The 26,034-nt window shown below is 71.9% G+C and carries 24 protein-coding genes; 7 read left to right on the plus strand and 17 right to left on the minus strand.

The genetic code is table 11. The annotated features are described in order from the left end of the window. Positions 1–69: 69 nt before the first annotated feature. The 5 genes from ACWC91_RS23360 to ACWC91_RS23380 all read right to left on the minus strand — a co-directional run bounded on the left by ACWC91_RS23360 (position 70) and on the right by ACWC91_RS23380 (position 4,750). Entirely contained in the window at positions 70–1,647 is a 1,578-nt protein-coding gene (locus tag ACWC91_RS23360; protein ID WP_450643687.1) for an ABC transporter substrate-binding protein, read from the minus strand. Between the two features lie 241 nt (positions 1,648–1,888). After that, positions 1,889–2,641: an SDR family oxidoreductase gene (locus ACWC91_RS23365; protein WP_450643686.1), complete on the minus strand. Its 753-nt coding sequence runs from the start codon at positions 2,639–2,641 to the stop codon at positions 1,889–1,891. 11 nt (positions 2,642–2,652) lie between these two features. Further along, the gene (gene fabG / locus ACWC91_RS23370) at positions 2,653–3,414 is read right to left on the minus strand and encodes a 3-oxoacyl-ACP reductase FabG (protein ID WP_225079129.1); all 762 of its coding nucleotides are present in this window, start codon (positions 3,412–3,414) and stop codon (positions 2,653–2,655) included. A gap of 125 nt (positions 3,415–3,539) precedes the next feature. After that, entirely contained in the window at positions 3,540–3,989 is a 450-nt protein-coding gene (locus ACWC91_RS23375) for a DUF3037 domain-containing protein (RefSeq protein ID WP_225079130.1), read from the minus strand. Then, on the minus strand, positions 3,986–4,750 hold the full coding sequence (locus tag ACWC91_RS23380) for a HipA family kinase (protein WP_225079131.1): 765 nt from the start codon (positions 4,748–4,750) through the stop codon (positions 3,986–3,988). Before ACWC91_RS23380 ends, ACWC91_RS23375 begins: the two co-directional genes overlap by 4 nt. Positions 4,751–4,931: 181 nt before the next feature. Here ACWC91_RS23380 and ACWC91_RS23385 point away from each other — a divergent pair, with 181 nt between their 5' ends. Both ACWC91_RS23385 and ACWC91_RS23390 read left to right on the plus strand, forming a co-directional pair. Then, positions 4,932–5,417, plus strand: a complete 486-nt coding sequence (locus ACWC91_RS23385; RefSeq protein ID WP_225079132.1) for a Rieske (2Fe-2S) protein — start codon at positions 4,932–4,934, stop codon at positions 5,415–5,417. Between the two features lie 83 nt (positions 5,418–5,500). Next, positions 5,501–5,968, plus strand: coding sequence for a pyridoxamine 5'-phosphate oxidase family protein (locus tag ACWC91_RS23390; protein WP_225079170.1), 468 nt, complete (start codon positions 5,501–5,503; stop codon positions 5,966–5,968). 16 nt (positions 5,969–5,984) lie between these two features. On the opposite strand, the gene ACWC91_RS23395 is transcribed toward ACWC91_RS23390, so the two are convergent. Then, the gene (locus ACWC91_RS23395) at positions 5,985–6,887 is read right to left on the minus strand and encodes a LysR family transcriptional regulator (protein WP_225079133.1); all 903 of its coding nucleotides are present in this window, start codon (positions 6,885–6,887) and stop codon (positions 5,985–5,987) included. A 74-nt stretch (positions 6,888–6,961) separates the two neighbouring features. On the opposite strand from ACWC91_RS23395, the gene ACWC91_RS23400 reads away from it, so the two are divergent. Next, positions 6,962–8,002, plus strand: a complete 1,041-nt coding sequence (locus ACWC91_RS23400) for a DMT family transporter (protein ID WP_225079134.1) — start codon at positions 6,962–6,964, stop codon at positions 8,000–8,002. Positions 8,003–8,216: 214 nt separating this feature from the next. Here ACWC91_RS23400 and ACWC91_RS23405 read toward each other — a convergent pair whose 3' ends face one another. Continuing rightward, entirely contained in the window at positions 8,217–9,548 is a 1,332-nt protein-coding gene (locus tag ACWC91_RS23405) for an aminotransferase class I/II-fold pyridoxal phosphate-dependent enzyme (RefSeq protein ID WP_225079135.1), read from the minus strand. A 35-nt stretch (positions 9,549–9,583) separates the two neighbouring features. On the opposite strand from ACWC91_RS23405, the gene ACWC91_RS23410 reads away from it, so the two are divergent. After that, positions 9,584–10,267, plus strand: a complete 684-nt coding sequence (locus tag ACWC91_RS23410; RefSeq protein WP_376504434.1) for a pyridoxamine 5'-phosphate oxidase family protein — start codon at positions 9,584–9,586, stop codon at positions 10,265–10,267. Between the two features lie 144 nt (positions 10,268–10,411). Here the strand turns inward: ACWC91_RS23410 and ACWC91_RS23415 are convergent, their stop codons facing one another. The 4 genes from ACWC91_RS23415 to ACWC91_RS23430 form a co-directional block, all read right to left on the minus strand. Continuing rightward, on the minus strand, positions 10,412–11,362 hold the full coding sequence (locus ACWC91_RS23415; protein WP_225079137.1) for a DMT family transporter: 951 nt from the start codon (positions 11,360–11,362) through the stop codon (positions 10,412–10,414). Between the two features lie 181 nt (positions 11,363–11,543). Continuing rightward, a complete protein-coding gene (locus ACWC91_RS23420; RefSeq protein ID WP_225079138.1) occupies positions 11,544–12,548 on the minus strand; it encodes an EamA family transporter in 1,005 nt (334 codons plus the stop codon). 139 nt (positions 12,549–12,687) lie between these two features. Further along, entirely contained in the window at positions 12,688–13,251 is a 564-nt protein-coding gene (locus ACWC91_RS23425) for a Clp protease N-terminal domain-containing protein (RefSeq protein ID WP_450642589.1), read from the minus strand. 211 nt (positions 13,252–13,462) lie between these two features. After that, entirely contained in the window at positions 13,463–14,077 is a 615-nt protein-coding gene (locus ACWC91_RS23430; RefSeq protein WP_225079140.1) for a PadR family transcriptional regulator, read from the minus strand. A gap of 162 nt (positions 14,078–14,239) precedes the next feature. Between ACWC91_RS23430 and ACWC91_RS23435 the strand changes: the two genes are divergently transcribed. Beyond that, a complete protein-coding gene (locus ACWC91_RS23435; protein ID WP_225079141.1) occupies positions 14,240–15,049 on the plus strand; it encodes a PhzF family phenazine biosynthesis protein in 810 nt (269 codons plus the stop codon). Between the two features lie 58 nt (positions 15,050–15,107). Here ACWC91_RS23435 and ACWC91_RS23440 read toward each other — a convergent pair whose 3' ends face one another. Then, the gene (locus ACWC91_RS23440; RefSeq protein WP_225079171.1) at positions 15,108–15,905 is read right to left on the minus strand and encodes a CPBP family intramembrane glutamic endopeptidase; all 798 of its coding nucleotides are present in this window, start codon (positions 15,903–15,905) and stop codon (positions 15,108–15,110) included. Positions 15,906–16,336: 431 nt separating this feature from the next. Further along, the gene (locus tag ACWC91_RS23445) at positions 16,337–17,854 is read right to left on the minus strand and encodes a glutamate--cysteine ligase (RefSeq protein ID WP_450642587.1); all 1,518 of its coding nucleotides are present in this window, start codon (positions 17,852–17,854) and stop codon (positions 16,337–16,339) included. A gap of 556 nt (positions 17,855–18,410) precedes the next feature. Between ACWC91_RS23445 and ACWC91_RS23450 the strand changes: the two genes are divergently transcribed. Beyond that, positions 18,411–18,995 (plus strand): hypothetical protein, encoded by a 585-nt coding sequence (locus ACWC91_RS23450; protein WP_376504428.1) that lies wholly within the window; start codon positions 18,411–18,413, stop codon positions 18,993–18,995. Positions 18,996–19,394: 399 nt separating this feature from the next. Further along, positions 19,395–19,601 carry a DUF5999 family protein gene (locus ACWC91_RS23455; protein ID WP_281155090.1) on the plus strand — a complete coding sequence of 69 codons (207 nt, stop codon included), beginning with the start codon at positions 19,395–19,397 and terminating at the stop codon, positions 19,599–19,601. A gap of 288 nt (positions 19,602–19,889) precedes the next feature. Here ACWC91_RS23455 and ACWC91_RS23460 read toward each other — a convergent pair whose 3' ends face one another. The 4 genes from ACWC91_RS23460 to kdpA all read right to left on the minus strand — a co-directional run bounded on the left by ACWC91_RS23460 (position 19,890) and on the right by kdpA (position 26,030). After that, on the minus strand, positions 19,890–21,440 hold the full coding sequence (locus ACWC91_RS23460; protein WP_450642593.1) for a glycoside hydrolase family 43 protein: 1,551 nt from the start codon (positions 21,438–21,440) through the stop codon (positions 19,890–19,892). A gap of 129 nt (positions 21,441–21,569) precedes the next feature. Beyond that, the gene (gene kdpC, locus ACWC91_RS23465) at positions 21,570–22,202 is read right to left on the minus strand and encodes a potassium-transporting ATPase subunit KdpC (RefSeq protein WP_450642585.1); all 633 of its coding nucleotides are present in this window, start codon (positions 22,200–22,202) and stop codon (positions 21,570–21,572) included. 4 nt (positions 22,203–22,206) lie between these two features. Then, positions 22,207–24,330: a potassium-transporting ATPase subunit KdpB gene (gene kdpB, locus ACWC91_RS23470; protein ID WP_225079146.1), complete on the minus strand. Its 2,124-nt coding sequence runs from the start codon at positions 24,328–24,330 to the stop codon at positions 22,207–22,209. Further along, the gene (kdpA, locus tag ACWC91_RS23475; protein ID WP_450642584.1) at positions 24,330–26,030 is read right to left on the minus strand and encodes a potassium-transporting ATPase subunit KdpA; all 1,701 of its coding nucleotides are present in this window, start codon (positions 26,028–26,030) and stop codon (positions 24,330–24,332) included. The genes kdpB and kdpA overlap by 1 nt, the downstream gene beginning before the upstream one ends. Between the last annotated feature and the right edge of the window lie 4 nt (positions 26,031–26,034).

Raw genomic sequence — 26,034 nt, forward strand, 5'->3', positions numbered from 1 at the left:
CACTTCCAGGTCTCAGAACCTACAGGCGACCACTGACAACGGGCTCACGCCCCGAGGAACGCCCCCTGCCTACCAGCTGGTCTTCCGGGACAGCTCCCACATCATCATGATCGTCGACGGGTCGAGCGCCCGCTCACCGCCGGAGATGTCGTCGCTGGCGCCCACGTACACCTTGCCCTGCCACAGCGGCAGCAGCCGCGCGTCGTCCACCAGGATCTGCTGCGCCCGCTCGAACTGCTTGACCACGTTCGCGCGGTCGGCCTCGCGGCGCGACAAGGGCAGCAGCTCCCCGGTGATCTGCGGCTCCGGATAGGGCGTGCCGAGGGCGTTCTGCTCGCCCACGAACGGGGCGATGAAGTTGTCGGCGTCGGGGAAGTCCGGGAACCAGCCACGCCCGAAGACCGGGTACTCGCCCTTCTGGTAGCCGACGACGTACGTCTTCCAGGGCCGGCTCTTCAGGGTGATCGTGAACAGGCCGGAGTCGTCGAGCTGCTGCTTGAGCTCCTCGAACTCCTTGGCCGTCTCCGAGCCGTAGCGGTCGGTGGTGTACCAGAAGGTGAGCGGCACCTTCTCGGTGATGCCCGCGTCGGTGAGGATCTTGCGGGCCTTGGCGACGCTGGGGTCGCCGAACTCGTCGAAGAACCCTGTGGTGTGGCCGGTGAGGCCCTTGGGGACCATGGAGTACAGCGGGTCGACCGTGTCCTCGTAGACGTGGTGCGCGATGGCGGCGCGGTCGACGATCTGCGCGACGGCCTTGCGCACGGCAGGCTTGGCGGACCACGGGTCCTTCGGGTTGAACACCAGGTAGCTGATGTCGGTGCCGGCGCCCTCGACGAGCTGGAGGCCCTTGGCGTCCCGGCGCTGGAGGGAGATGATGTCGTCGGCGCCCAGGCCTCGGTAGGTGACGTCGATCTGCTTGTCCCGCAGCGCCTTGACCATGGCGGCCGAGTCCTGGAAGTAGCGTATGGTCACCGCGTCGTTCTTCCGGTCGGCGAACCCCTTGTAGTGGTCGTTCCCGACCAGCTCCGCCTTCTCCCCCTCCTCGTACGCCTTCAGGGAGTACGGTCCGGACCCGACGACCTTGTTGTCCTTGCGCAGCGAGCGCTCGGGGTAGTCGTCGGGATCCACGATCGACATGGCCGGCGTGGCGAGCACGAACGGGAAGGTGGTGTCGGGCTTGTTCAGTTTGAAGACCACGCCCCGGTCACCGGCCACCTGCACCTGGTCCAGGCTGCCGAGCAGCCCGGCCGGGCCACCGGCCACGTTGATGGTCCTGATCCGGTCGATCGAGTACTTGACGGCACGCGCGTCCAGCACGTCCCCGTCGGCGAACTTCATGTCCGGGCGCAGCTCGCAGCGGTAGGTCTGGTAGCTGTTGTCGGTGAACTTGCAGCTCTCCGCGGCGTCCGGCTGGGGCGTGGTCGCGCCGTTCGGGTAGGCCAGCAGGGTCTGGTAGATGTTCCGGAAGAGCTCCCAGGAACCGTCCCAGGAAGCAGCCGGGTCCAGGGTGCTGGGGGCGCTCGTGGTCCCGACGAAGATCGGTCCCTTGCCATCCGAGCCGCCGTTGGAAAAGACGCCGCAGCCGGCCACCAGGGATAGGGCCGCGGTCGCCACCGCCGGCCGCAGGCATCGGTTCCGGTTGAACACGCGCACGCTCCTCGATCTGCCATACCAAGGGGTCGGCAGACCATACCGCAGAGCCCCGCCCGTTGAACCTGCTTCGGGAGGGGCTCTTGATCAGTTCGGAACATGACGACGTTGTCATCCCGCCGAGCGCGCGGCGGGGGCCTTCGGCACGGGCGCCGATTCCGCTCACGGAACGTCGACGAAGCCGTATGTCGACGAAGGGACGAAGAGACGGTATCGGCGCCCGGGACCCGTCGGCGCGTCAGCCCACCCCGGCGTTGAGGAATATGCCGCCGTCGACGACGAGCGTCTGTCCGGTGACCCAGTCGGACTGCGCGGAGGTGAGGAACTCCGCCGCGCCGCCGATGTCGGAGGGCACGCCGAGCCGGCCCAGCGGGTAGGAGGCGGCCGCCTCCTCCTCCCGGCCCTCGTACAGCGCCTTGGCGAACTTGGTCTTCACCACGGCGGGCGCGATCGCGTTGACCCGCACCCGCGGCGCGAACTCGTGCGCCAGCTGCTGGGTCAGGTTGATCATCGCCGCCTTGCTGACGCCGTAGGCGCCGACGAACGGCGAGGCCGACAGGCCCGCGACCGAGGCGATGTTCACGATCGCGCCGCCGTTGTCCTTCTGCCAGGCGTGCCAGGTGCGCTGGGCGAAGCCGAGCGCGGAGACGACGTTGGTCTCGAAGACCTTGCGCGCCACGTTCAGGTCGAGGTCGGCGATCGGTCCGAACACCGGGTTGGTGCCCGCGTTGTTGACCAGGAAGTCCACGCGGCCGAACGCCTCCATGACGCGCTCGACGGCCTCGGCCCGGTGGGCCTCGTCGTGGGCCTTGCCCGCGACCGCGACGACCCGGTCGGAGCCGAGCTTCTCCACGGCCTCCTTCAGGGCCTCCTCGTTGCGGCCGGTGATGCACACCCGGTCGCCCCGGGCGACCAGCGCCTCGGCGATGCCGTATCCGATGCCGCGGCTCGCTCCGGTGACGAGGGCGACCTTGCTGGAAAGTTCAGTCATGTCCGTGATCCCTAGTCGAGCGGCCCGCCGGCGACGTACAGCACCTGGCCGGAGACGAAGCCGGCCGCGTCACCGGTGAAGAAGGCGATGGCATTGGCGATGTCCTCGGGTTCGCCGACACGCTGCACCGGGATCTGGGTGGCGGCCACGGCCTTGAAGTCCTCGAAGCCCATGCCGACGCGTTCCGCGGTGGCCTTGGTCATCTCGGTGGCGATGAAGCCCGGGGCGACGGAGTTGGCGGTGATGCCGAACTTGCCGAGTTCCTTGGCGAGGGTCTTGGTGAAGCCCTGCAGACCGGCCTTGGCGGCCGAGTAGTTGGCCTGGCCGCGGTTGCCGAGCGCCGAGGACGAGGAGAGGTTGACGATCCGGCCGAAGCCGGCGTCCACCATGTGCTTCTGGCAGGCACGGCTCATCAGGAAGGAGCCGCGCAGGTGGACGTTCATGACGGTGTCCCAGTCCGAGACGCTCATCTTGAACAGCAGGTTGTCGCGGAGCACCCCCGCGTTGTTGACCAGGATGGTGGGCGCGCCGAGTTCCTCGACGACACGCGCGACCGCCGCCTCGACCTGTGCCTCGTCCGAGACGTCGGCGCCGACCGCGATGGCCTTGCCGCCGGCCGCGGTGATCTTCTCCACGGTGTCCTTGCAGGCGGACTCGTCGAGGTCGATCACGGCGACCGCGCGCCCCTCGGCGGCCAGTCGTACGGCGGTGGCGGCGCCGATGCCGCGCGCGGCACCGGTGACGACGGCGACCCGCTGCTCAGTGGTGGACATTGCTGCTTCTCCTCGCCCTTGAGAGAACCTGATCTACGGTGAGCGACCGCTTAGTACCTTTGGTGGATGCGACGCTAGAAGCCATGGCACCCGGTGTCAACGGCGCACCGGGCGCATGTGATCCATTACCTCACCAGGAGGTCCAGCAACCGCTCCGCCTCCGCGGCCGGGTCGGTGGTCAGTCCGGTGTGCACCGGACCGGGCTGGACGACGGTGGAGCGGGGCGCGACCAGCCAGCGGAAGCGCCGCCCGGCGTCGTCGCCCGCGGCCTGCCCGGCGGCCGCTCCCCCGGCGCACACGCTCTCCATCGCGGCGAGCGCGGCGCGGACGCCCGCGACGTCCGCGTCCGGGTCCAGGGCGAGCAGCCTGGACTCGTCCAGGTGGGTGCGCGCACCGACGTACGCCCGCGCGCGGCTGTACACGAGCACGCCCGCGTTGATGCACTCGCCGCGCTCGACGCGCGGGACGACGCGCAGCAGGGCGTACTCGAAGACGTCGCGGTCGTCCGTCCGGCCGGCCCGGACGATGTGGCGGTCGCCCGCCCGTCCGCCTCCGGCGAGGTGACGCTCGCTCACTGGGCCTCCTCGATGCCGTGGATGCGCTCGTGGATCACGGCGGCCCGTGCGAGCAGCGGTCGTGCGTAGGCCCGTCGCAGTTCGTCGGGTGTGTCGAAACCGGGCTCGCCGGTCAGCCAGGCGTCGGGGATCTCGGCGGTCACCTCGGCGAGCAGGTCCTCGGTGACCAGGGGCGCCAGCCGCCGCGCGGCGGCGGCGACGTCCGGACCGAACGGCGCGAGGGCGTGGTCCGAGGCGTCGTACGGCCGCCCTGCCGAGGCCTGCGCGCCGGGCCAGTTGTGGTGCCAGATCATCGTGGCGCCGTGGTCGATGAGCCACAGATCGCCGCGCCATCTGAGCAGGTTGGGGTTGCGCCAGGAGCGGTCGACGTTGTTCACCAGCGCGTCGAACCAGACGATCCGGCCCGCCTCCTCGGCGTCCACCGGGAAGGCGAGCGGATCGAAGCCGAGCGCTCCGGAGAGGAAGTCCATGCCGAGGTTGGTGCCACCGCTGGACCTGAGCAGTTCCTGCACCTGCTCGTCGGGTTCGCCGAGTCCCAGCACCGGATCGAGGTCGACCGTGACCAGCCCGGGCACCCGCAGTCCCAGCCGGCGGGCGAGTTCCCCGCAGACCACCTCGGCGACGAGCGTCTTGCGGCCCTGCCCGGCGCCGGTGAACTTCAGGACGTACGTCCCGAAGTCGTCGGCCTCGACGAGCCCCGGCAGTGAGCCGCCCTCGCGCAGCGGAGTGATGTAGCGAGTCGCGATGACTTCCTTGAGCACCGCCCCACTTTACCGGTGCGGTACCGGGCGTCCCACGGCCGGCCGGTTCGCCCGCCGGCCGGGGTCCGGGCCCGATCTGAACACCGTATGCCCGCCGCCCGTACCCCTGGACGGACCAGGAAGCCCTGCGTGGAACCCGCGCGGAACCAGCGTGAAACCTGTACCGGAAGGGGACGTCGGCATGACCAGCGAATCGCTTCACCCCCAGGGGGCACCGGCCCGCCGCACGGTGGTGGCGGCGGTGGGCGCGGCGGGGCTCGCCGCCGCGCTGACCGCGTGCGGATCGGAGGACAACTCCGGCTCCGGTGCGTCCGCCACCCGGAACGGGTCCGGGACGACCGGCGGTTCGGGCGGTGACGGCGCCGCGGCGGGCTCCGGCGGCACCGTGCTCGCAAAGACCTCCGACATCCCCGAGGGCGGCGGCAAGGTCTTCGGCACCCAGGGCGTGGTCGTCACGCAGCCGGCGAAGGGCGAGTTCAAGGCCTTCTCCTCCACCTGCACCCACCAGGGCTGCGCGGTGAACCGGATAGCCGACGGCGTGATCGTCTGCCCGTGCCACCAGAGCGAGTTCTCCGCCGCCGACGGCAGCGTCAAGAAGGGCCCGGCCCTGAAGCCGCTGCCCGCCAAGGACATCTCGGTCGCGGACGGGGAGATCAGGCTCGCCTGACACCCGCGGAGGGTGGGGCGGGTCGTGGCGGGGGCCGTCGGAAGGTGCCCCCGCGCATGGGAGAAGAGAAGAGAGAGGGCCGCATGACCGTCACCCAGCGCCGGGGCCGGAAGATCATGATGACTCCGGGCGAGCTGGACGAGTTCCTGACCACTCAGCGCACCTGCCGGGTCGCCACCGTGTCGCCCGGCGGCGCTCCGCACGTGAGCGCCCTGTGGTTCGTCTGGGACGGCACCTCGCTGTGGCTCTACTCCGTGGTACGCAGCAGGCGCTGGGCCGATCTGCGCCGCGACCCGCGGGTGGCCGTGGTCGTCGACACGGGCGAGGAGTACGAACAACTGCGGGGCGCGGAGCTGTCCGGAACGGCGGAGTTCGTGGGCGAGGCACCGCGCACCGGCGAGCTGTGCGCCGAACTCGACCTGCCCGAGACGCTGTTCGCCCGCAAGAACTTCGGCCTGGAGGAGATGCCGCACGACGGCCGGCACGCGTGGCTGCGGCTGACCCCGGAGAAGATCGTCTCCTGGGACTTCCGCAAGCTGGGCTCGGTGTAGGCCCGCCTGCGGCGGCTCAGACGATCCGCGCGCCCGCCGTCCGCAGGGCGTCGACGGCCGCGCGGATGGAGGGCCGGCGGTCGGCGTCGGCGCGCCAGACGGCGTAGACGTGCCGCCGGACCACCTGCCGCACCGGGACGGTCCGCACCCCGGCGGGCAGCGGCCCGCGCCCGAGCCGTGGAGCCACGCACACGCCGAGGCCCGCGGCGACCAGGGCGAGCTGGGTGGCGTGCTCCTCGGCACGGTGGGCGATGCGCGGTTCGACGCCCTTGGAGCGCAGGGTGTCCAGCAGCCACTCGTCGCAGAACTGGGCCTCGCCCCAGGTGACCCAGTCGTCGTCCGCGAAGTCCTCCAGGTCGGCCTCGGTGCGGTCGGCGTGGGGGTGCGCGGCGGGCACTGCCACGTCGGCGGGGTCGTCGAGGATCGCGGCCCGGCTGAGCCCGTCCGGCACGGGCAGCGGCTTGTTGTACCAGTCGAGGACGACGGACAGGTCCACGTCGCCGCGCAGCACGGCGCGCACGGCCGCGGCCGGCTCCATCTCCGCGGTGTGGACCCGAAGGCTCGGATGCCGGTCACGCAGATGACACAGGGCGGCCGGGAACAGCCCGCGCGCGGCGGTGGGGAACGCGCCGAGCCGCAGCTCGCCGACCACCTGTCCGCGCTGCGCCTCCAGATCGGCCTGGGCGAGCTCGACCTGGGACAGGATGCGCGTCGCGTGCTCGGCGAGCAGCCGTCCGGCGTCCGTGAGCCGCACTCCCCGGCCGTTCTTGGCGAGGAGCTGCTGGCCCACCTCCCGCTCCAGCTTGGCCATCTGCTGGGAGACGGCGGACGTCGTCACGTGCAGACCCTCCGCGGCGCCGCTGACCGAGCCGTGCCGGGCGAGGGCGTCCAGCGTGCGCAGGCGCTCCAGATTCAACATGTAAGCGATGCTACGAGATACCGCACGCGAATTCTCGATTGTGCTACGAGGTCGTGGGCGTGCATCGTACGACCATGAGCAGCACCTCGCCCACCTCCCCGCAGTCCCCGTCCGGCCCGGCCAGACCGGCCCGCCGTCCCGTGCACTGGCGGATCCGTTTCGCCTTCCTGTCGCTGGTCTGGGGCTTCAGCTTCCTGTTCATGAAGGTGGGCACGGACGGCTTCGCCCCGTTCCAGGTGACGCTCGGGCGGCTGGTGTTCGGCACGGCGGTGCTCGCGGTGGCGATGGCGGTGAAGCGGGAGCGGCTGCCGCGCGGTGCGCGGACCTGGGGGCACCTGGCGGTCGCGGCATTCTTCCTCAACGCGCTGCCTTTCTCGCTCTTCGCCTACTCGGAGCTGACGATCCCCTCCACCCTCGCGGGGATCTGCAACGCGACCTCGCCGCTGTGGGGCATGGTCCTGTCCCTCGTCGCCCTCTCCGAGGACCGCCCGACCCGGCTCCGGGTCGCGGGCCTCGGGCTGGGCTTCCTCGGTGTGCTGACAGTGCTCGGCGCCTGGCAGGGCTTCCACGGGCTGGACGCCGGCGGCACGGCGATGGCGCTGCTGGCCTCGCTGAGCTACCCGGTCGGCTGGATCTACGTACGGCGCACCCTCGCGGGTTCCAGCGAGTCCCACCTGTCGCTGACCGGCGGTCAGTTGCTGCTGGCCACGGTTCAGCTTGCCGTCGTCACACCACTGTTCACCAGCGCTCCGGACCATCTGCCCGTCATGCCGCTGCTCGCGATCGCCGCCCTGGGCGCGCTGGGCACGGGCTTCGCGATGCTCGTCCAGTACGGCCTGGTCGCGGAGGTCGGCCCGACCACGGCCCAGATGGTCACGTACTTCGTCCCGGTGATCGCCACCGCGGCCGGTGTCGCCGTGCTGGGCGAGACCCTCACCTGGTCGACCCCGGTCGGCGCGGTGATCGTCCTGGCGGGCGCGGCGCTGACCCAGGCCCGTCCGAAGAGCCGCGTCACGTCCGCCGGACCCGGCACGCCCCGGCCGGACCAGGAGCCCGCCTCCGCTTCGAAGACGCCCGAGCCGCCGTCCCGCCCGGAGCCGGCCACGACGGCGTAGGCCCCCTCGGGTCCGCCCTGGTGCTGTGACCGGAAAGGTTCGCCGGGAAGCTCGCGGCGTCCGGTGGTGGGGGTACCTCTCACGCCGTTCAGGCCGTGGGGGAGCATCGCAAGGCGGAGCATCGCCCGCGTACCGGATGTACTCGGGTGACGCGACAACGCGGCGAGGTGCCGTGCCGGGCGTCGCGAGCCGGTGAACCTCTCCGGTCACAGCATTAGACGTAACTCCGCGCGGGCGCCGGACGCAGGGCCGTCGCCACCGCCTCCGCGAGCCGCTCGGCCTCCTCGTCCCGCAGAGTGGAGACGGTGATCCGGATGCCGGGCGGAGCGGCGAGCCGGAAGCGGGCGCCGGGGGCGACGGCCCAGCCGGCGTGCAGCAGGCCCGCGACGACGCCGGTCTCGTCCGGCACGGGCACCCATACGTTCATCCCGCTGCGCCCGTGGGCCGCGATGCCGCGGTCGGCCAGCGCACCGGTCAGCAGGTCGCGCCGCCGCCGGTAGGACGCGGCCACCGCACTCGGGTCGAGGGCCCCGTCCGACCACAGCCGTACCACGGCGCGCTGGAGCAGGCGGCTCACCCACCCGGGCCCGAGGCGCTGCCGGCCGTGCACCCGGTCGACCGTGGTCTCGTCCCCGGTGAGCACGGCGAGCCGCAGGTCGGGGCCGTACGCCTTGGCGACCGAACGCAGAAAGGCCCAGTGCCGGGTGGCGCCGGCGAGCGGGTGCGGGGGCAGGTCCACGATGCCGTGGCCGTGGTCGTCCTCGATCAGCAGCGTCTCCGGATGTTCCCGGAGGACCGCCCGCAGGGCACGCGCACGCGTGGCGCTGACCGCGGCGCCGGTCGGGTTCTGCGCGCGGGCCGTGACGATCAGTGCGCGGGCGCCGTCCGTGAGGGCGCGGCGCACGTCGTCGGCGCGCGGTCCCTCGTCGTCGACCCCCACCGGCGCCGTGCGCAGTCCGAGGGCGGGGACGAGGTCCAGGGTGCGGCCCCACCCGGGGTCTTCGACGGCGACGGTGTCGCCGGGCCTGAGGTGGGCGGCGAGGACGCGCTCCACCCCGTCGAGCGAACCGGAGAGGACGGCGAGCGGACCGTCCGGGACCCCGTCGGCGTCCAGCGCGGAGCGGGCGATCCGGGCCAGCTCCGGCTCCACGGCCACGTCCCCGTAGAGCACCGGCTCACGGTCGGACAGCGCGGCGGCCGCCGCGAACGCGGGTGCCAGCGGCGGCAGCAGCGCCGGATCCGGGTTGCCGCTCGACACGTCGCGCACCCCCTCGGGCACGTCCACGCGGACAAGGTCCCGCCCGGTCGTGGCGGGCGCTGACCGCACCCGGCTGCCGCGGCGCCCGGCGGTCTCGATGACCCCACGCTCGCGCAGGGTCCGGTACGCGGCCGCGACGGTATTGGGGTTCACCCCGAGTTCGGCCGCCAACTCCCGCATGGGCGGCAGGGGTTGACCCGGTTCCAGGTCTCCGGAGCCCACCGCGCGCTCGATGCTCGCGGCGATCTCGGCTGCGCGCCGGCCTTCGATCCGATACTCTCCTAGCACAAAGCAGATTATGCACTAATACAATGGAGGACGCAATGCAGGAGACCCAGCCGCCGGCGTCGCCACCCGCCGCCTACACCTCGACCGAGCGCACCGTTCCCACCCGCTCCGCCGACCGGGCGTCGTACGACAGGGAACTGGTGCACGCGATACTCGACGAGGGCTACGTCTGCCACCTCGGCTTCGTCCGCGACGGCGCGCCCGTGGTGCTGCCGACGCTGTACGCCCGGGTCGGCGAGCGGCTCTATGTGCACGGTTCGACGGGTTCGCGCCCGCTGCGGATGGCCGGCAAGGCCGACCCCGGGCTGCCGGTCTGCCTGACGGTCACCCATGTCGACGGCCTGGTCCTGGCCCGCTCCGCCTTCCACCACTCGATCAACTACCGCTCGGTGGTGGTGCACGGCACCGCCCACCAGATCACCGACCGCGAGGAGAAGCGCCTGGCGCTGGACGCGCTGGTCGACCACGTGGTGCCGGGCCGGTCGGCCGACTCCCGCCCCGCCAACACCAAGGAACTGGCCGCGACCGCCGTGCTCCGCCTGGAGCTGGACGAGGTCTCCGCCAAGCTGCGCGTCGGCGGCGTGAACGACGAGCCCGAGGACCTCTCCCTGCCGCACTGGGCCGGCGTGGTCCCGGTCCGCAGGGAGTACGGCACCCCGCTCGCCGACCCCGACCTGGCCCCCGGCACCGACCTTCCCGGCTATCTCACGGTGCTGTGATCCGATCCAGCCGTGTGGCGCGACCCGCGGGGACTCCGAGTGGCAACGGTGGCTGTCCGTCCAGGACTTCGGCCGGCCGTCACCCCCGGCGTCGCCCCGGCGGGCCGCCCCGGTGACGGGCCCCCGGTCCGGGCCCGTCCGGTGTCACGCCGGCGCCGGTTCCTTCGCCGTCGTTCGCGCTCCGCGCGCCTCCGTCAGGGCGAGGCCGGCGACTGAGCCGAGCATCAGCGCGGTGCCGGCGAGGGTCGCCGCCGTCAGGCGTTCGCCGAGCAGGGCGATGGCCAGCACGGCCGCGCTGACCGGCTCCAGCAGCATGATCACCGAGACCGTGGCCGACCGGACGACGGCCGCGCCCGCGAAGTAGAGCGCGTAGGCCAGGGCCGTCGGGACCGAGGCGATGTACACCAGCAGCCACAGCACCCGTACGGGGTCGTCGGTGTGCGGCACCAGCCCTTCCCGCAGCGCGAACGGCAGCAGGCAGAGGCTGGTGACCGCGAACGCCCCGAGGGTCGACCCGGAGTGGTCGGCTCCGCCGTCGCGGCCCCACCAGCGGGTGAGCAGCGTCATCACGCAGTAGCCCGCCGCCGAGAGCAGGGCGAGCAGCACGCCCCACGGCCGTACGGCGGCGCCGCCGCTGCCCAGCACCAGCACCCCGAGACCGGCCAGCGCCCCGGCGACGGCGGTCAGGCCGGCCCGGCCGAGCCGTTCGCCCATCGTGAGGCGGGCGCCGAGCGCGATGAGCACGGGCCCGGCGCCGAGGGTCACGACGGTCGCCACGGCCAGCCCGGTGGCCGCGACCGCGGCGAAGTAGGCCGTCTGGAACACGGCGAGGCCGACACCGGTGGCAACGGCCCGCAGCAGCCCGCGGCCGAGCGGCGCGGGCACGGCCGGCCGCACGCGCGGGCGCAGCAGGCGGGCGGCGAGCAGCAGGACGAAGCCGATGGCACAGCGCCAGAAGGACAGGGCGACCGGCCCGATGTCGCTGGTCCGGTAGACCAGCGAGGCGGCCGCGCCGGCGGTCCCCCAGGCGGCACCGGCGATGATCAGGTAGAGCAGGCCACGCCCGACGGGCAAGCCGGAAGAAGCATGGGACATGAGTCGTCTCCGCAGAGGTGCAGAAGTTCGGGAGGCAGGACCCCGTCGGTCGGGATCGTGCGGACTTCCTCTGCGGGCAGCACCGTTCGGCCCGGCTCATCGCCGGGCGCGCTCACCGGAGGGCCCGCCTCAGGCGGCCGGAGGCGGAAGAACGAGTGCGTCCGAATGCATGATCGACACTCTAGGCCGCCGTTCCCCGGGCCGACAACTCCCTTTCCGCCCCGCCGCTCGCCACCGGCTCCGCCGAGCCCTTCGACGGCGTGGAGGACTGCGCGATGAACGCGCCGAGCAGGACGACCGCGCCACCGACGACCTGCGGCGCCGAGAGCCGCTCGCCGAGCAGCACCCAGGCCAGCACGGTCGCGATGACCGCCTCCAGGCAGGCCACCACCCCGGCGACCTGCGGCGAGAGCCGCCGCACGGAGAGCACCCCGGTGACGTACGCGAGGACCGTGGCGACCAGCACGACCCACAGCAGCAGGGCGACGGCCGGGACCGACGTGCCGTTCATGTCCGCGCTGTGCGCGAGCACCGACCAGTCCATGCTCCAGGGGCGTGCGACGACGGTCAGGACGGCGGAGCCGATCAGCAGTCCGTAGGCGATGACGCCGAGCGGGTTCGGAGCCGCGTCGCCCGCGTCGCCGCCCTGGTCGGACAGCACGAAGTAGCCGACCTGGCAGCAGGCGGCGCCGAGGGCGAGCAGCAGTCCGAGGACGTCGAAGGTCAGGCCGGACCACACCTCGACGACACAGGCGAGTCCGCCCGCCGCGAGAACCACGCCGAAGGCGGCGGCCCTGGTGACCGGCCGCCGCTGCACGAACCGGACCCAGCCGAGCACCAAGGCGGGCGCCAGGTACTCGATGAGCAGGGCGACCCCGACGGGGATCCTGGAGAGCGCGGCGAAGTAGCAGGCCTGGACACCGGCGACGGCGAGCAGTCCGAACCCGGCGAGCAGGGCGGGGCGGCTGCGCAGCAGCGCGCGGTGGCGTACGGCGAGCGGCAGCATGACCAGGGCCGCGCCGGTGGCGCGCAGCCACACCACGTGCAGCGGGTCGAGACCCGCCTCGATCAGCGGCTTGGCCGCGACACCGGAACCACCGAAGGCGACCGCGGACAGGAGCGCGAGACCGAGCCCGACACCTTTGCCGGGACGGCCCTGACTGATCTGAGACGTACGCACCGGCACATGATGACAGGCGATGACATGAGCGTCACCTTCGATGGCACCTGTCTCATCGCCTGGACGGGGCCATCACCGGGCACACCGAACAAAAGCCCCGGAACGCCCCGCCGGCACGCCCACCCCGGGCGACCCTCCCGCCCTCTCAGTGGGTGGGCCCGCCGTCCGCGGCGTACTCCCCCGGAGAGTCCTTGGCATCGTTGTCGAGCCGCGCGGCAAGCTCTCCCGCGTCGATCCCGGCGCCGCTGAGCACCTCCACGGCGCGCGCCTGCGGGTCCACGACGATCGCCGCGAGCAGGTCGAGGCCGCGCGCCAGGTCGTCGCCGCGCCGGGCGGCGCGCTCGCAGGCGTACTCCAGGGCGGCGAAGGCCACGGGCGAGAGGCCGTCGGCCTCCGTCACCACGGGCAGGGCGCCGGAGTCCTCGACGGTGCTCTGCCAGCGCAGGCCGTATCCGATGCTGCGCTGCACGAGGTAGCCGAGCAGCCGGGCGATCTGCGGCCCGCCGTCGAACACGGCACGCACCTCGGGGTCGGACTCCAGAAGCGTGTGCAGCAGGTGGGCGGTGTCGATCTGCCGGTCCCTGTCCCGGACGGCCCTTCTCCGGGCACCGGCGACCGCCGCCGCCAGCTCGGCACTGAGCCGGGCGTCGTCGTCCGGACGGAGGGCGTCCTGCCCGGAGGGCGGCTGCCGGGGAACACGGGATCGCACATCGTCCAGCTCACCAGCCTCTCCGGCTCCGGTCATCCCCGGCGGGAAGCATTTCGGCGTCCCACGGGAAGTGGACCCGGGCGGACGGAATCTCCTCCTTACGGATGAGATCGGGACGCATCCGCACAGCGCCTCCCCGGGGAGCGCACAGGCGCGCGAGTCGCCTGCGGCTCCCCGGGCACGACGGGCTTCCGGGTCCCGGGGCCGTCCGTCAGTCCTCGTCGGCGAGGATCAGGTACAGCTTCTTGCGGGCCTCGTTGATGACGCCGAGCGCCTTCTCGCGCTGCTCCTTGCTGCCGGTCTTCCACACCTGGCCGAAGGCCTCCATCAGGCCGAAGCCGGCCTGCCGGATCTCGCCGAGGGCCTCCCAGTCGACTCCGCGCGAGGCCTCTTCCCAGGGCGCGTCCGGCCCCTCGTCGGCGGCGGTGCGGCCCGCCTCGGTGAGCGAGAACAGCTTCTTGCCGCCTTCGCTCTCGCTGACGATCAGGCCCTCGTCCTCCAGCAGCTGGAGGGTGGGATAGACCGAGCCGGGGCTGGGCTTCCACGCGCCGCCGCTGCGCTCGGCGATCTCCTGGATCATCTCGTAGCCGTGCATGGGACGGTCCTTCAGCAGGGCCAGGATCGAGGCTCGTACATCACCGCGCCGGGCCCGGCCGCGCGGTCCCCCGCGCCCTCGCCCACCCCAGTGCCCCGGGCCGAAGCCGGGGCCGAAACCCGGTCCGCCCGGACCGAAGGGCCCGAAGGCCGCCCGGCGCTCCTCGAAACCGCCGCGGCCGCGCCGGGGACCGTCCTGCCGGTGCCCGCGCTCGAATCCATGGGTACGCATCGCAACCACTCCATTCCATCGTCGACCTGTCACGATGCTTCAACGATATATCGGAATAGCTCGCTTGGCCATCCCCTCCGAACTGCGACTTCTTGTGTCCCAAGGCCGCCGGCCCCGGATTGGCCTTGGTTCGCCGCTCGCCGGAACCCGTACCGTCTGGGCATGCGGATTCGAATCGTCGACGCCTTCACCGACCGCCCGTTCGCCGGCAACCCCGCGGGGGTGCTGCTGCTGGACGCCTTCCCCGAGGACGACTGGCTCCAGAAGGTGGCGCTGGAGGTCAACCACGCCGAGACGGCGTTCGCCCACCGGCTGCCCGAGGGCGGCGAGGCCGACTGGGCACTGCGCTGGTTCACGCCCGCCACCGAGGTCGCGATGTGCGGTCACGCCACCCTCGCCACCGCCCACGTCCTGCGCACGACGGGCGCCCACGACGGACCGGTGCGCTTCGCCACCCGCAGCGGTGTGCTCATCGCGAGCCCGGCCGGCGACGGCACGATCACCCTGGACTTCCCGACCGCCCCGCTCACCGCGGTGGACGTCCCCGACGGAGTCGCCCGGGCCCTCGGTGCCGAGCCCCGCACCGCCTACGACACCGGGGCGAACGTCGGCGACCTGGTCGTGGAGCTCGCCGACGAGAAGACCGTCCGCGGCCTCGCCCCCGACCACAAGGCCCTCGCCGCCTACTCCACGCGCGGCATCATCGCCACCGCCCGCGCCGAGGATCCCTCCCGCGGCTACGACTTCGTCTCCCGGTGCTTCTTCCCCAACGTCGGCATCGACGAGGACCCGGTCACCGGCAGCGCCCACACGGCCCTGGCCCCCTACTGGTCCGAACGCCTCGGCCGCCCCGACCTCACCGGGCTCCAGGCCTCAGCCCGCTCGGGCCTCGTGCGCACCGGCCTGCGCGGCGACCGCACCCTGCTCACCGGTCACGCGGTCACCGTCATCGAGGGCGACCTGCTCGTCTAGGAACACCGAGGGGGCGTACGACAGTGTCGTACGCCCCCTCGCGAGTTCCCCGTGCCACTCACGCCGTCGGCAGCCAGCCCACCTTCCCGGCCAGCAGGGCGTAGCCCACGAACGCGCCGATGTCGAGCAGGGAGTGCGCCACGACGAGCGGGCCGACCCGGCCCCACCGCCGGTACAGCCAGACGAAGACCACGCCCATCACCATGTTGCCGACGAAGCCGCCGACGCCCTGATAGAGGTGGTACGAGCCGCGCAGTACGGAACTGGCCACCAGGGCGGACCCCGGGGTCCAGCCCAACTGCCCGAGCCGGCGCAGCAGATAGCCGACGACGATGACCTCTTCGAGGACGGCGTTCTGCAGCGCGGACAGGATCAGCACCGGGAACTTCCACCACACGGCGGGCAGCGCCTCGGGCACCACGGTGAGGTTGAAGCCGAACGCGCGGGCGGCCAGGTAGAAGGCGATGCCGGTGCTGCCGATCACCGCCGCGATCAGCGCCCCGCGGCCGAGGTCCGGCCAGGGGCGGGTGCGGTCGAAGCCGAGCGTGCGCAGGCTCCGCCCCTCGCGCAGCAGGAAGTGGGCGACGAGGGCCACGGGGATCAGGGCCGTGGCGATCCCGAACAACTGCCAGGCGAGGTCGAGCCAGGGGCGGCCCGGAGCGGCGGAGGCGTTGAGCGTGGTGGCCTGGTCCTTGAGCCCACCGGGTTTGGTGACCGACCCGACAAAGCTGATCAGCGCGGACACCCCGCTCGCCCCGAGCGAGAGCCCGAGGACGAGCAGTGTCTCGTCGCGGAGGATCCGCCGCGACAGCCGCTCCTGCGGTTGTGAGTCGCCCACCGGCTGTGACTCCGCCAGCACACCTGCCTCCAGTTCGGTCGTCCCGCCACGGGGGCGTGCCGGGCCGCCGCACAGGTACGGCCGGATCCCGGCACGGGTGCGCACGCGCGGCGCCACCGTCGTGGGACGTCACAGCTTGCCCGATCCCTCTCCCGCGGGCACGAGTGCCCCCCGTCCACGGCGAGGCGGCACGGCCGGCCGGGCGCGTCCGCGGGTCGGGCGCCGGGAATCGCAGTCGTCGCCGGGCAGGTCCCAGTGCTGCGGCCGGAAAGGTGTGCCGGGAAGCTCGCGGCGTCCGGTGCTGGGGGTACCTCCCACGCCGTTCAGGCCGTGGGGGAGCACCGCAAGGCGGAGCATTACCCGCGTACCGGATGTACTCGGGTGACGCGACGACGCGGCGAGGTGCCGTGCCGGGCGTCGCGAGCCGGTGAACTTCTCCGGTCGCAGCACTAGCCGGCCGGGACCGGTTCCGGCAGGCCGATCGGCCAGGTGTGGACCGGCTCGCCGAACTTCGTCAGCTCACGGTAGCGCCGGGTCGTTGCGGCCAGGGCGGCTTCCCGGCCCATCCCCTGCTCCAGTGCCCGGTGGAAGGTGGAGGCCTGCCACTCCGCGCCGTTGGTCCGGCGCCGGCACCGTTCCTCGATGACGCCCAGGTACAGGTCACGGTCGGCGCGCTCCACGCCCCAGGCGCTCAGTCCGGCCTCCGCGAGCGGCAGCAGTTCGTCACGGACAAGAGTGACGGCGTCGACCTCGGCCGTGCCCGAGTGGCGTCCGCGCCGGGGCCAGGTGAACCGGGCGTCGATGCCGTGCCGGCAGGCGGCGTCGAAGTTGGCGGCCGCGGCCTCGAAGGGAAGCCGGGTCCACACCGGCCGGGGCTCCTCGGCCAGGGCGCGCACGAGGCCGTAGTAGAAGGCCGCGTTGGCGATCACGTCGGTGACAGTGGGTCCGGCGGGCAGCACCCGGTTCTCCACGCGCAGGTGCGGCACGCCGTCCGCGACGTCGTAGACCGGGCGGTTCCAGCGGTAGACGGTGCCGTTGTGCAGGACCAGTTCGGCCAGTTTGGGCACGCCGCCCGCCTCCAGCACGTCGAGGGGGTCCTCGCCGTCGCAGATCGGCAGCAGGGCCGGGAAGTAGCGCAGGTTCTCCTCGAAGAGGTCGTACGCCGAGAAGATCCACCGTTCGCCGAACCAGGTGCGCGGCCGCACTCCCTGGGCCTGGAGTTCGGGTGGGCGGGTGTCGGTGGACTGCTGGAACAGCGGCGGCCGCGACTCCCGCCACAGCTCGCGCCCGAAGAGGAAGGGCGAGTTGGCGCCGACGGCTATCTGCGCGGCACAGGCGGCCTCCGCCGCGTTCCACACGTCCGCGAAACGGCCCGGGGTGACCTGGAGGTGCAGTTGCACGGAGGTGCAGGCGGCCTCGGGCGCGATGGACTTCGAGGTGCAGGTGAGATGCTCCACGCCGTCGATGTCGAGGGTGAAGTCCTCTCCGCGGGCCGCCACGATCTGATCGTTCAGCAGCACGTAGCGGTCGACGTCGGAGAGATTGGAGGACACCAGGTCGTCGCGGCCCAGGGTGGGCAGAATGCCGATCATCGCTATTCCGGCGTCCACCTCACCGGCTTTTCGGTCGGCATATGCCAGTGACGTCCGCAGCTCCTCGGCGAGCTGGTCGAATACCCGGCCGCCCAAGCGGTGTGGGGCAATGTTGACTTCCAGATTGAACATGGCGAGTTCTGTTTGGAAGTCACGGCTCGCGATGCGCTCGAGAACTTGCGCATTCAGCATTTTCGGCATGCCGTCGGGGCCGACCAGATTCAATTCGATCTCCAGCCCCATGAGGTTCTTCGGCCGGTCGAACCGTTTCTCGTCCAGCAACCGCTCCAGCCCCGTCAGGCACCGCCGCAGCTTGTCGCGGTAGCGGTTGCGGTCCGACAGGTCCAACTGGCCGGCGACGACCTTCTCCCCCATCGCAGCGTCCCTCCTCGCAAGGCGGACCGAAGATCCGGCCGCCGGGGTCCCGGTCAGGTGGGATGATGCCCCGCCAACGCGATCGATAACGTCCCGCTCCCGCCCCGCACCGACTACTCTGGTCATGTGTGACCGGAGGCACATTCACGGGGCATGCGGCAGCCAGCAGTTTCGGGTACCCCACGAAACTCGTGAAAAACGCCGACAAGATCAGGCCGACCGCCGTGCGGGCACAACCCGAGGTCATCGCGATACGGCCGACACGGAGCAGGGATGATTCCCGATTGACTCCGGCCGAATAGTCTCTTGCCGTTCACATCGAGAACAGTTAGGCGAAACACCACCTGAACATTTGTCGTATAAACTCTGCTCCACAGCAGAAGTTGGCGCCCACAGCCCTGAACCCTGTCAGGAGCCCGTGAGGCAGGCCGCGCCCCCGCACCCCTCGCTCACCAGAGCCCGGCCCCTGCCTCCTCCTGCCCTGAGAGCTGACAACGCCGTCCGCACCCAGCCCGCCCTCGCGCCACCGTGCCTGTCGAATGAGAGGCGACCCACCATGCCGCTGCATGTACCCCCGGCTCCCGCGCCCGCACTGCGCTCCGTCCTCACGGCACTCGGTTCCCCCACCGCGGTCCGCGAGGCCGGGTCCCCCGCACTGCGCTCCGCCCAGGAGCCCGCGACCCCCGAGCTTCCACTGCCGGTGCACGTCCTGGACCGGATCACCCCCGAGGGGATCTCCGCGACCAGGCTGGCCGGATGGCGCTTCCTGATCCGCTCCGGCGACCACGCGGTAGCAGCGGCCGAGACCATACTGACCCCCGACGGCTGGACCTTCTCGCACTTCTTCGAGGGCCCCTACGTCGCCTCCACCGAGCGCGCGTTGCGCCAGGCCGAGGCCCTGAGCCAGCCGTACCAGCCGCGTCTGCTGTCCATACCCAGCCTGTACATGCTCACGCTGTGGCTGCACGGCGACCTCTCCGACGACGGCGCCACCGGGCACCCCGCCGCCACCGACCTGCTCGTGCCGCTCGCGCCGGCCCCGCCCGGTATCGCGGCCCATCTTTCGCACCAGGTCGCCGACCTGCTCCCCGTCCTCACCCACCGCGTGACCCCGATCCGGCTCATGGGCTCCCCCGCCTGACCGCCCGCCCGCCGACCGGCGCCGTACCCTGCTGCTGGAACCCCCGGCGGCGGGGTACGACGCCGTTCGGCCGCCGAAGACGCTCGTACGTGGCGAAATCCGCTCGCGAAATCCGCTCGCACGGCCCGCGTTCGAGACGGGGGTCCCATCGGACTAGCCCCATCCGGCCAGTGCGAACCATCCGAAGAGGCGGTGCTCTCGGGATGAACCGCTCGTGCGTGTGACGCGTCTCCAACCGGTGAGAAGCGGTGCTGCGAAATCCCTGCGGAATCAGGCCCGTGGGGGAACACTGGCTTTGGACCGACTCGACAACGGGGGGCGGCCATGGAGAACACCATCAGCCGCGGGACACGTACGACAGCCGACAGCGACCACACGACTGAGCGAAAGATCCCATCAATGTGCCAGCACCAGCCACCGTGCCCGTCAGCCGACTCCGCCGACCGGGAATCCGCCCGTCTCGTGGCGCACCACCCGGAGCAGGGCTGGAGCCTGCTGTGCAACGGCGTCCTGTTCTTCGAGGACACCGGTGAGCTCCTGCCGGACGGCCAGATCATCGCCCCGCACCGCCCGCTGGGCGCCGACCGGGTGGTGACCGCCGCCTGAGCACCACCGGGCGGCTTCGGCGAACCGCCCGCGGATCACCAGGGGCCGGCGCGCACACCCGCGCGTACCGGCCCCGACGCATGTCCGGGCCGGCCACTCCCGGTGACCGGCCGGTGACACGGTCGCCGTCCCGTGAGCCGCCCGTCACTGTGCACGCCGGGTGCCTCCCGTCACCGGCGGTGCACGGATGTCCACGACCCGGGTGAGCCGTCGGACGGCACCGGGTGCTCCGAGATCCGCTGCCGCAGCGGCCCGTGCCGGACCGGTCCTCGGTCGCCCCGCTGCCGGTCAGCCGCCGACGGGTCGGCGCGGATGCCCCGGCCGGTAGTCGAACCAGTCGAAGGCCGCGCTGCCCTCGGTGACGTACATGCCGATTACTCGCCCGGTGAAGCCGGCCGCGACCTGGGTGGACAGATAGCGCCCGTCGAGTTCGGCCAGCGTCAGCGTGCCCTCCGGGCCCTCGGCCGAGAAGGCGATGACGTCCGGGCCGGCCGCGCGGACCCCGGTCGCCGCCTGCGCTCCGGTGGCCGGCCGGTCCGGATCCGTGGCCGTGGGCGGGGGCACGTCGTCCGTGCGGATGTCCACGACCAGGGTGAGCGGTCCGGGCGGCACCGGGTACTCCGCGATCCGCTGCCGCAGCGGCCCGATCCGGGCGACCACGCCCACCACTCCCCCGCCGATCTCCACGTCGTAGTGGTGCGCCTCGTCCAGCCGGACGGAGAGGCCTGCCCGGCCCGAGACCGCCTCGACGCGCGCGGCCACCCGGCAGTCGGGGTGCTGCTGCCTTCGTCCTACGAAGGTGTGGCCGGGCCGGTCGAGGCTGTCGCCGGTCGCGTGCAGCGTCAGCCGACCGGGGTGTTCGCTCAGTGACCAGGAGCCCTCCGGCCTGCTGCGCGGGGAGATCCAGACCGGCGCCAGGGACGGCGCGTCGAAGTCGTCCCGCGCGGGCTCCGGCGGCAGGGGGTGCCAGGCCGCGGGCGCCGGATGCCGCTCGCGCACCGGGCCGACCCGCGGCCACCCGTCCACCCACTCCACCGGGGTCAGGAAGGTCTCCCTGCCGAGCACGTGGAACTCCGGGAACCAGCCGCGGGGGCGGGTGCCGAGCAGCACCATCCACCAGGTGCCGTCGGCCGCACGCACCAGGTCGGCGTGGCCCGTGCACTGGACGGGCAGGTCGGTGCCGCGGTGGGAGAGGACCGGGTTGTCCGGCGCGGGTTCCCAGGGGCCGCGCGGGGAGCGGGCGCGGGCGATCGACACACCGTGGCCGTGCCCGGTGCCGCCCTCGGCCAGCATGAGGTACCACCAGGCGCCGATCCGGTACAGGTGCGGCGCCTCCGGGTGCTGGAGCCCCGTCCCCGACCAGGCCGGCAGCGGCCCTTCCAGGACCTTGCCGGTCGCCGGGTCGATCCGGGCCACCCGCACCCCGGCGACGGCGCACCAGCAGGAGCCGTCGTCGTCCCAGGCGAGGTCGGGGTCGATCCCGGGCAGGTCGATCCAGACCGGGTCCGACCACGGACCCCGCGCATCCTCGGCGCTGACCAGGAAGGTGCCCCCGGCCGCGACGTTGGTGGTGATCACGTAGAAGCGGCCGTCGTGGTGGCGGATCGTCGGGGCGTAGATGCCGGCGGAGGCGGGGAGGTCGTCCGGCAGCTCCAACTGCCCCGGCCGGTCCAGCACGTTGCCGATCTGCCGCCAGTGCACCAGGTCGCGGCTGTGGAACAGCGGGACCCCGGGGAAGTACTCGAAGCTGGAGCACACCAGGTAGTGGTCCTCGCCCACCCGGCACACGCTGGGATCGGGGTGGAAGCCTCCGATCACGGGGTTCTCGTACGTCCGCACGGCGGCCGGTCCCTTCACTTCCCGTCACCCCTCCCTGAGTCCCCGAAACTTTCGCCGCTGACGGCGAACCTTCCGGAGCCGCACTGTAGGTGCGGCACCGGAAGGCGACAAGGGGGCGCGGGCGGGCCGTCAGCGGCCCGTCGTCAGTTCCCTGAGCGCGACGTTGAGCTGGAGGACGTTCACCCGCGGCTCGCCGATGAAGCCGAGAGTGCGGCTCTCGGTGTGCTCCCGTACCAGGTGCTCGACCCGCGCCACGGACAGGTGGTTGCGCTCCGCCACCCGGTGCGCCTGGAGCAGCGCGTAGGCCGGGGAGATGTCCGGATCCAGACCCGAACCCGAGGAGGTCACGGCGTCGGCCGGAACCTGGGAGGGCTGCACCTGGTAGTCGGACGTGGAGTTCACCCTGACCACCTCGGCCCGTGCCTGCTCGATGGCCTTGACCAGCTTGGGGTTGTCGGCGGCGAGGTTGGTGGCGCCGGAGAGGATCAGCTTGTACCGGGTGTTCAGGGTGTTCGTGCCCAGCCCGGCGGCCGGGCGCGGCTGGAAGTAGTCGAGGCCGTAGTGCTGTTGCCCGATCAGGGAGGAGCCCACGACCCTGCCGCTCTCCCTGACCTCCGAGCCGTTCGCCCGGTGCCCGAGGAAGGCCTGGGCCACGCCCGTGACGACGAGCGGGTAGACGACGCCGGTGAGCAGCGTCAGCGCGAGCAGCGCCCGCAGGCCCGCCGCCAGCAGACGGCCGGTGTTCACAAGGGTCTGGTTCATGTCGTCAGCCGATCCCGGGAATCAGGGAGATGATCAGGTCGATGAGCTTGATCCCGACGAAGGGCGCGATGAGCCCGCCGAGGCCGTAGACGGCGAGGTTGCGGCGGAGCATCCGGTCCGCGCTCGTCGGCCGGTAGCGCACCCCCCGCAGGGCGAGCGGCACCAGCGCGATGATGACCAGCGCGTTGAAGACGACCGCGGACAGGATCGCCGAGTCCGGCGAGGACAGCCGCATGATGTTCAGCTTGTCCAGGCCCGGGTAGACCGCGGCGAACAGGGCCGGGATGATCGCGAAGTACTTCGCCACGTCGTTGGCGATGGAGAACGTCGTGAGCGCGCCACGGGTGATCAGGAGCTGCTTGCCGATCTCGACGATCTCGATCAGCTTGGTCGGGTCGGAGTCGAGGTCGACCATGTTGCCGGCCTCCTTGGCGGCCGACGTACCGGTGTTCATCGCCACGCCGACGTCGGCCTGGGCCAGCGCGGGCGCGTCGTTGGTGCCGTCACCGGTCATCGCGACCAGCTTGCCGCCGCTCTGCTCCCGCCTGATCAGCGCCATCTTGTCCTCGGGCGTGGCCTCGGCGAGGAAGTCGTCGACACCGGCCTCGTCCGCGATCGCCCGGGCGGTCAGCGGATTGTCGCCCGTGATCATGACGGTTTTGATGCCCATCCGGCGCAGTTCGGCGAAGCGTTCCCGCATACCGTCCTTGACCACGTCCTTGAGGTGGACGACGCCCAGGACCCGGGCGCCGTCCTGGTCGTGCACGGCGACCAGCAGCGGTGTGCCGCCTGCCGCGGAAATCTCCTTCGAGAGGCGGTCGGCGTCCTCGGCGATCCGCCCGTCCTGCTCCTCGACCCAGGCGATGACGGACCCGGTCGCGCCCTTGCGGATCCTGCGGCCGTCCACGTCCACGCCGGACATCCGGGTCTGGGCGGTGAACGCGACCCACTCGGCTCCGGCGAGTTCGCCCTGGTGCCGCTCGCGCAGCCCGTACTTCTCCTTGGCCAGCACCACCACGGAGCGGCCCTCGGGCGTCTCGTCGGCCAGCGAGGAGAGCTGGGCGGCGTCCGCCAGTTCGGCGGCGGTGGTACCGCGCACCGGTACGAACTCCGCGGCTCTGCGGTTGCCGAGGGTGATCGTGCCGGTCTTGTCCAGGAGCAGCGTCGACACGTCGCCGGCGGCCTCCACCGCCCGTCCCGACATCGCCAGCACATTGCGCTGGACCAGCCGGTCCATGCCGGCGATGCCGATGGCCGACAGCAGCGCGCCGATCGTCGTCGGGATCAGGCAGACCAGCAGCGCGACCAGCACCACCATGGTCAGGTGCGTGCCCGCGTAGTCGGCGAACGGCGGCAGTGTGGCGCAGGCGAGGAGGAAGACGATCGTCAGTGAGGCGAGCAGGATGTTCAGCGCGATCTCGTTGGGCGTCTTCTGCCGGGCGGCGCCCTCGACGAGGCCGATCATCCGGTCGATGAAGGTCTCGCCGGGCTTGGTGGTGATCTTGATGACGATACGGTCGGACAGCACCCTGGTGCCGCCGGTCACCGCGGACCGGTCGCCACCGGACTCGCGGATCACCGGCGCCGACTCCCCGGTGATGGCCGACTCGTCGACCGAGGCGACGCCCTCGACGACGTCCCCGTCGCCGGGGATGACGTCGCCCGCCTCGCACACGACGAGGTCGCCGACGTGCAGTTCGGTGCCGGGGACCTCGGTCCCGTCCAACCGGTGCGCCACGGTGTCGGTCTTGGCCCGCCGCAGGGTCTCCGCCTGCGCCTTGCCGCGGCCCTCGGCGACCGCCTCGGCGAGGTTGGCGAAGAGGACGGTCAGCCACAGCCAGGCGCTGATCGCCCAGCCGAACCAGTCACCCGGCCTGGTGAGGGAGAAAGCGGTGGTCAGCAGCGAGCCGATCCACACCACGAACATCACCGGTGACTTGACCATGACCCGCGGATCGAGCTTGCGGACGGCGTCGGGCAGCGACTTGACCAACTGCCGGGCGTCGAAGAGACCGGCACCGACCCGGCTCCGGCCGGACGGGTGCCCGGTGGGCACGTCGCTGTGAGGTGCCCGGGTCCTGGTGACTGCGGACATGGAGTCCTCGTGGTTCTGTGCGGAGGTGGTCATCACGCCAGCCCCTCGGCGAGCGGGCCCAGTGCGAGGGCCGGGAAGTACGTCAGACCGACGACGATCAGGACGGCGCCCACCAACATGCCGGTGAACAGCGGCTTCTCGGTGCGCAGGGTGCCCGCGGTGACCGGCACCGGCTGCTGCGCGGCCAGGGAGCCGGCCAGGGCGAGGACGAACACCATGGGCAGGAAGCGGCCGAGCAGCATGGCGAGCCCGGTCGTGGTGTTGAACCAGTCGGTGTTGGCGTTCAGTCCGGCGAAGGCCGAGCCGTTGTTGTTCGCAGCCGAGGTGTAGGCGTAGAGCACTTCGGAGAATCCGTGCGCGCCCGGGTTGAGCGCCGAGTGCGGCGGGGCCGGCAGGGCCATCGAGAAGGCGCTGAACACCAGCACCAGCGCCGGGGTGATCAGGATGTAGACGGCGGCCAGCTTGATCTCCCGGGAGCCGATCTTCCTGCCCAGGTACTCGGGTGTGCGCCCGACCATGAGACCGGCGATGAAGACCGCGATGACGGCCATGATCAGGATGCCGTACAGGCCGGAGCCGACTCCGCCGGGCGCGATCTCGCCGAGCATCATGCCGAGCATCGCGATCCCGCCGCCGAACCCGGTGAGCGAGGAGTGCGCGGCGTCGACGGCGCCGGTCGAGGTGAGCGTGGTCGACGCCGCGAAGATCGAGGAGGCGCCGATGCCGAACCTGACCTCCTTGCCCTCCATCGCGCCGCCCGCGATCCGCAGCGCGCCCTCGTGGTGGGCGAACTCGGTCCACATCATCAGGGAGACGAAGGCGAGCCAGATGGTGGCCATCGCCGCGAGGATCGCGTAGCCCTGCCGGACCGAGCCGACCATGAGTCCGAACGTCCGGGTCAGCGCGAAGGGGATCACCAGGATCAGGAAGATCTCGAAGAGGTTGGAGAACGGGGTCGGGTTCTCGAAGGGGTGGGCGCTGTTGGCGTTGAAGTAGCCGCCGCCGTTGGTGCCCAGTTCCTTGATGGCCTCCTGGGAGGCCACCGCGCCGCCGTTCCACTGCTGCGGGCCGCCGAGGAACTGGCCGACCTCGTGGATCCCGGAAAAGTTCTGGATCACACCGCAGGCCACCAGCACGACGGCGGCGACCGCGGCCAGCGGGAGGAGGATGCGCACGGTGCCGCGCACCAGATCGGCCCAGAAGTTGCCCAGTTCGCCGGTGCGGATGGGTGTCCCCCCTGCTCGGGCGGAGCCGAGAGCTCGGGGGTGGGCGAAGCCGCGTATCAGGGCCACGGCCACCGCCATGCCGACGGCGGCGGAGGCGAAGTTCTGCACGGCGAGACCGGCGGTCTGCACCACGTGCCCCATGGTCTGCTCGCCGGAGTACGACTGCCAGTTGGTGTTGGTGACGAAGGACGCGGCGGTGTTGAAGGCCTGGGCGGGGCCGACGGACCGGAAGCCGAGCGAGAGCGGCAGCACGCCCTGGATCCGCTGGAGCAGGTACAGGAAGAGGACACCGGCGAGGGAGAAGGCGAGCACGGCGCGCATGTACGCGGGCCAGCGCATCTCCGCGTCCGGATCGGCGCCGACGGCCCGGTAGATCCATCTCTCGACCCGCAAGTGGCGCTGCGAGCGGTAGACGCCGGCCATGTAGGTGCCGAGCGGTGCGTAGGCGAGCGCCAGTGCGGCCATGAGAGCGAGCAGCTGGAGGACTCCGGCGAGTACGGGACTCATGACG

Source organism: Streptomyces sp. NPDC001204 (genome assembly GCF_053598035.1).

What these genes read in the sequence shown, in the direction of transcription:
- ACWC91_RS23365 (WP_450643686.1), bottom strand. Translation starts at nt 2,641, where the DNA reads ATGACTGAACTTTCCAGCAAGGTCGCCCTCGTCACCGGAGCGAGCCGC.
- fabG (WP_225079129.1), bottom strand. Translation starts at nt 3,414, where the DNA reads ATGTCCACCACTGAGCAGCGGGTCGCCGTCGTCACCGGTGCCGCGCGC.
- ACWC91_RS23385 (WP_225079132.1), top strand. Translation starts at nt 4,932, where the DNA reads ATGACCAGCGAATCGCTTCACCCCCAGGGGGCACCGGCCCGCCGCACG.
- ACWC91_RS23390 (WP_225079170.1), top strand. Translation starts at nt 5,501, where the DNA reads ATGACCGTCACCCAGCGCCGGGGCCGGAAGATCATGATGACTCCGGGC.
- ACWC91_RS23395 (WP_225079133.1), bottom strand. Translation starts at nt 6,887, where the DNA reads ATGTTGAATCTGGAGCGCCTGCGCACGCTGGACGCCCTCGCCCGGCAC.
- ACWC91_RS23400 (WP_225079134.1), top strand. Translation starts at nt 6,962, where the DNA reads ATGAGCAGCACCTCGCCCACCTCCCCGCAGTCCCCGTCCGGCCCGGCC.
- ACWC91_RS23410 (WP_376504434.1), top strand. Translation starts at nt 9,584, where the DNA reads ATGCAGGAGACCCAGCCGCCGGCGTCGCCACCCGCCGCCTACACCTCG.
- ACWC91_RS23415 (WP_225079137.1), bottom strand. Translation starts at nt 11,362, where the DNA reads ATGTCCCATGCTTCTTCCGGCTTGCCCGTCGGGCGTGGCCTGCTCTAC.
- ACWC91_RS23430 (WP_225079140.1), bottom strand. Translation starts at nt 14,077, where the DNA reads ATGCGTACCCATGGATTCGAGCGCGGGCACCGGCAGGACGGTCCCCGG.
- ACWC91_RS23435 (WP_225079141.1), top strand. Translation starts at nt 14,240, where the DNA reads ATGCGGATTCGAATCGTCGACGCCTTCACCGACCGCCCGTTCGCCGGC.
- ACWC91_RS23445 (WP_450642587.1), bottom strand. Translation starts at nt 17,854, where the DNA reads ATGGGGGAGAAGGTCGTCGCCGGCCAGTTGGACCTGTCGGACCGCAAC.
- ACWC91_RS23450 (WP_376504428.1), top strand. Translation starts at nt 18,411, where the DNA reads ATGCCGCTGCATGTACCCCCGGCTCCCGCGCCCGCACTGCGCTCCGTC.
- ACWC91_RS23455 (WP_281155090.1), top strand. Translation starts at nt 19,395, where the DNA reads ATGTGCCAGCACCAGCCACCGTGCCCGTCAGCCGACTCCGCCGACCGG.
- kdpC (WP_450642585.1), bottom strand. Translation starts at nt 22,202, where the DNA reads ATGAACCAGACCCTTGTGAACACCGGCCGTCTGCTGGCGGCGGGCCTG.
- kdpB (WP_225079146.1), bottom strand. Translation starts at nt 24,330, where the DNA reads ATGACCACCTCCGCACAGAACCACGAGGACTCCATGTCCGCAGTCACC.
- kdpA (WP_450642584.1), bottom strand. Translation starts at nt 26,030, where the DNA reads ATGAGTCCCGTACTCGCCGGAGTCCTCCAGCTGCTCGCTCTCATGGCC.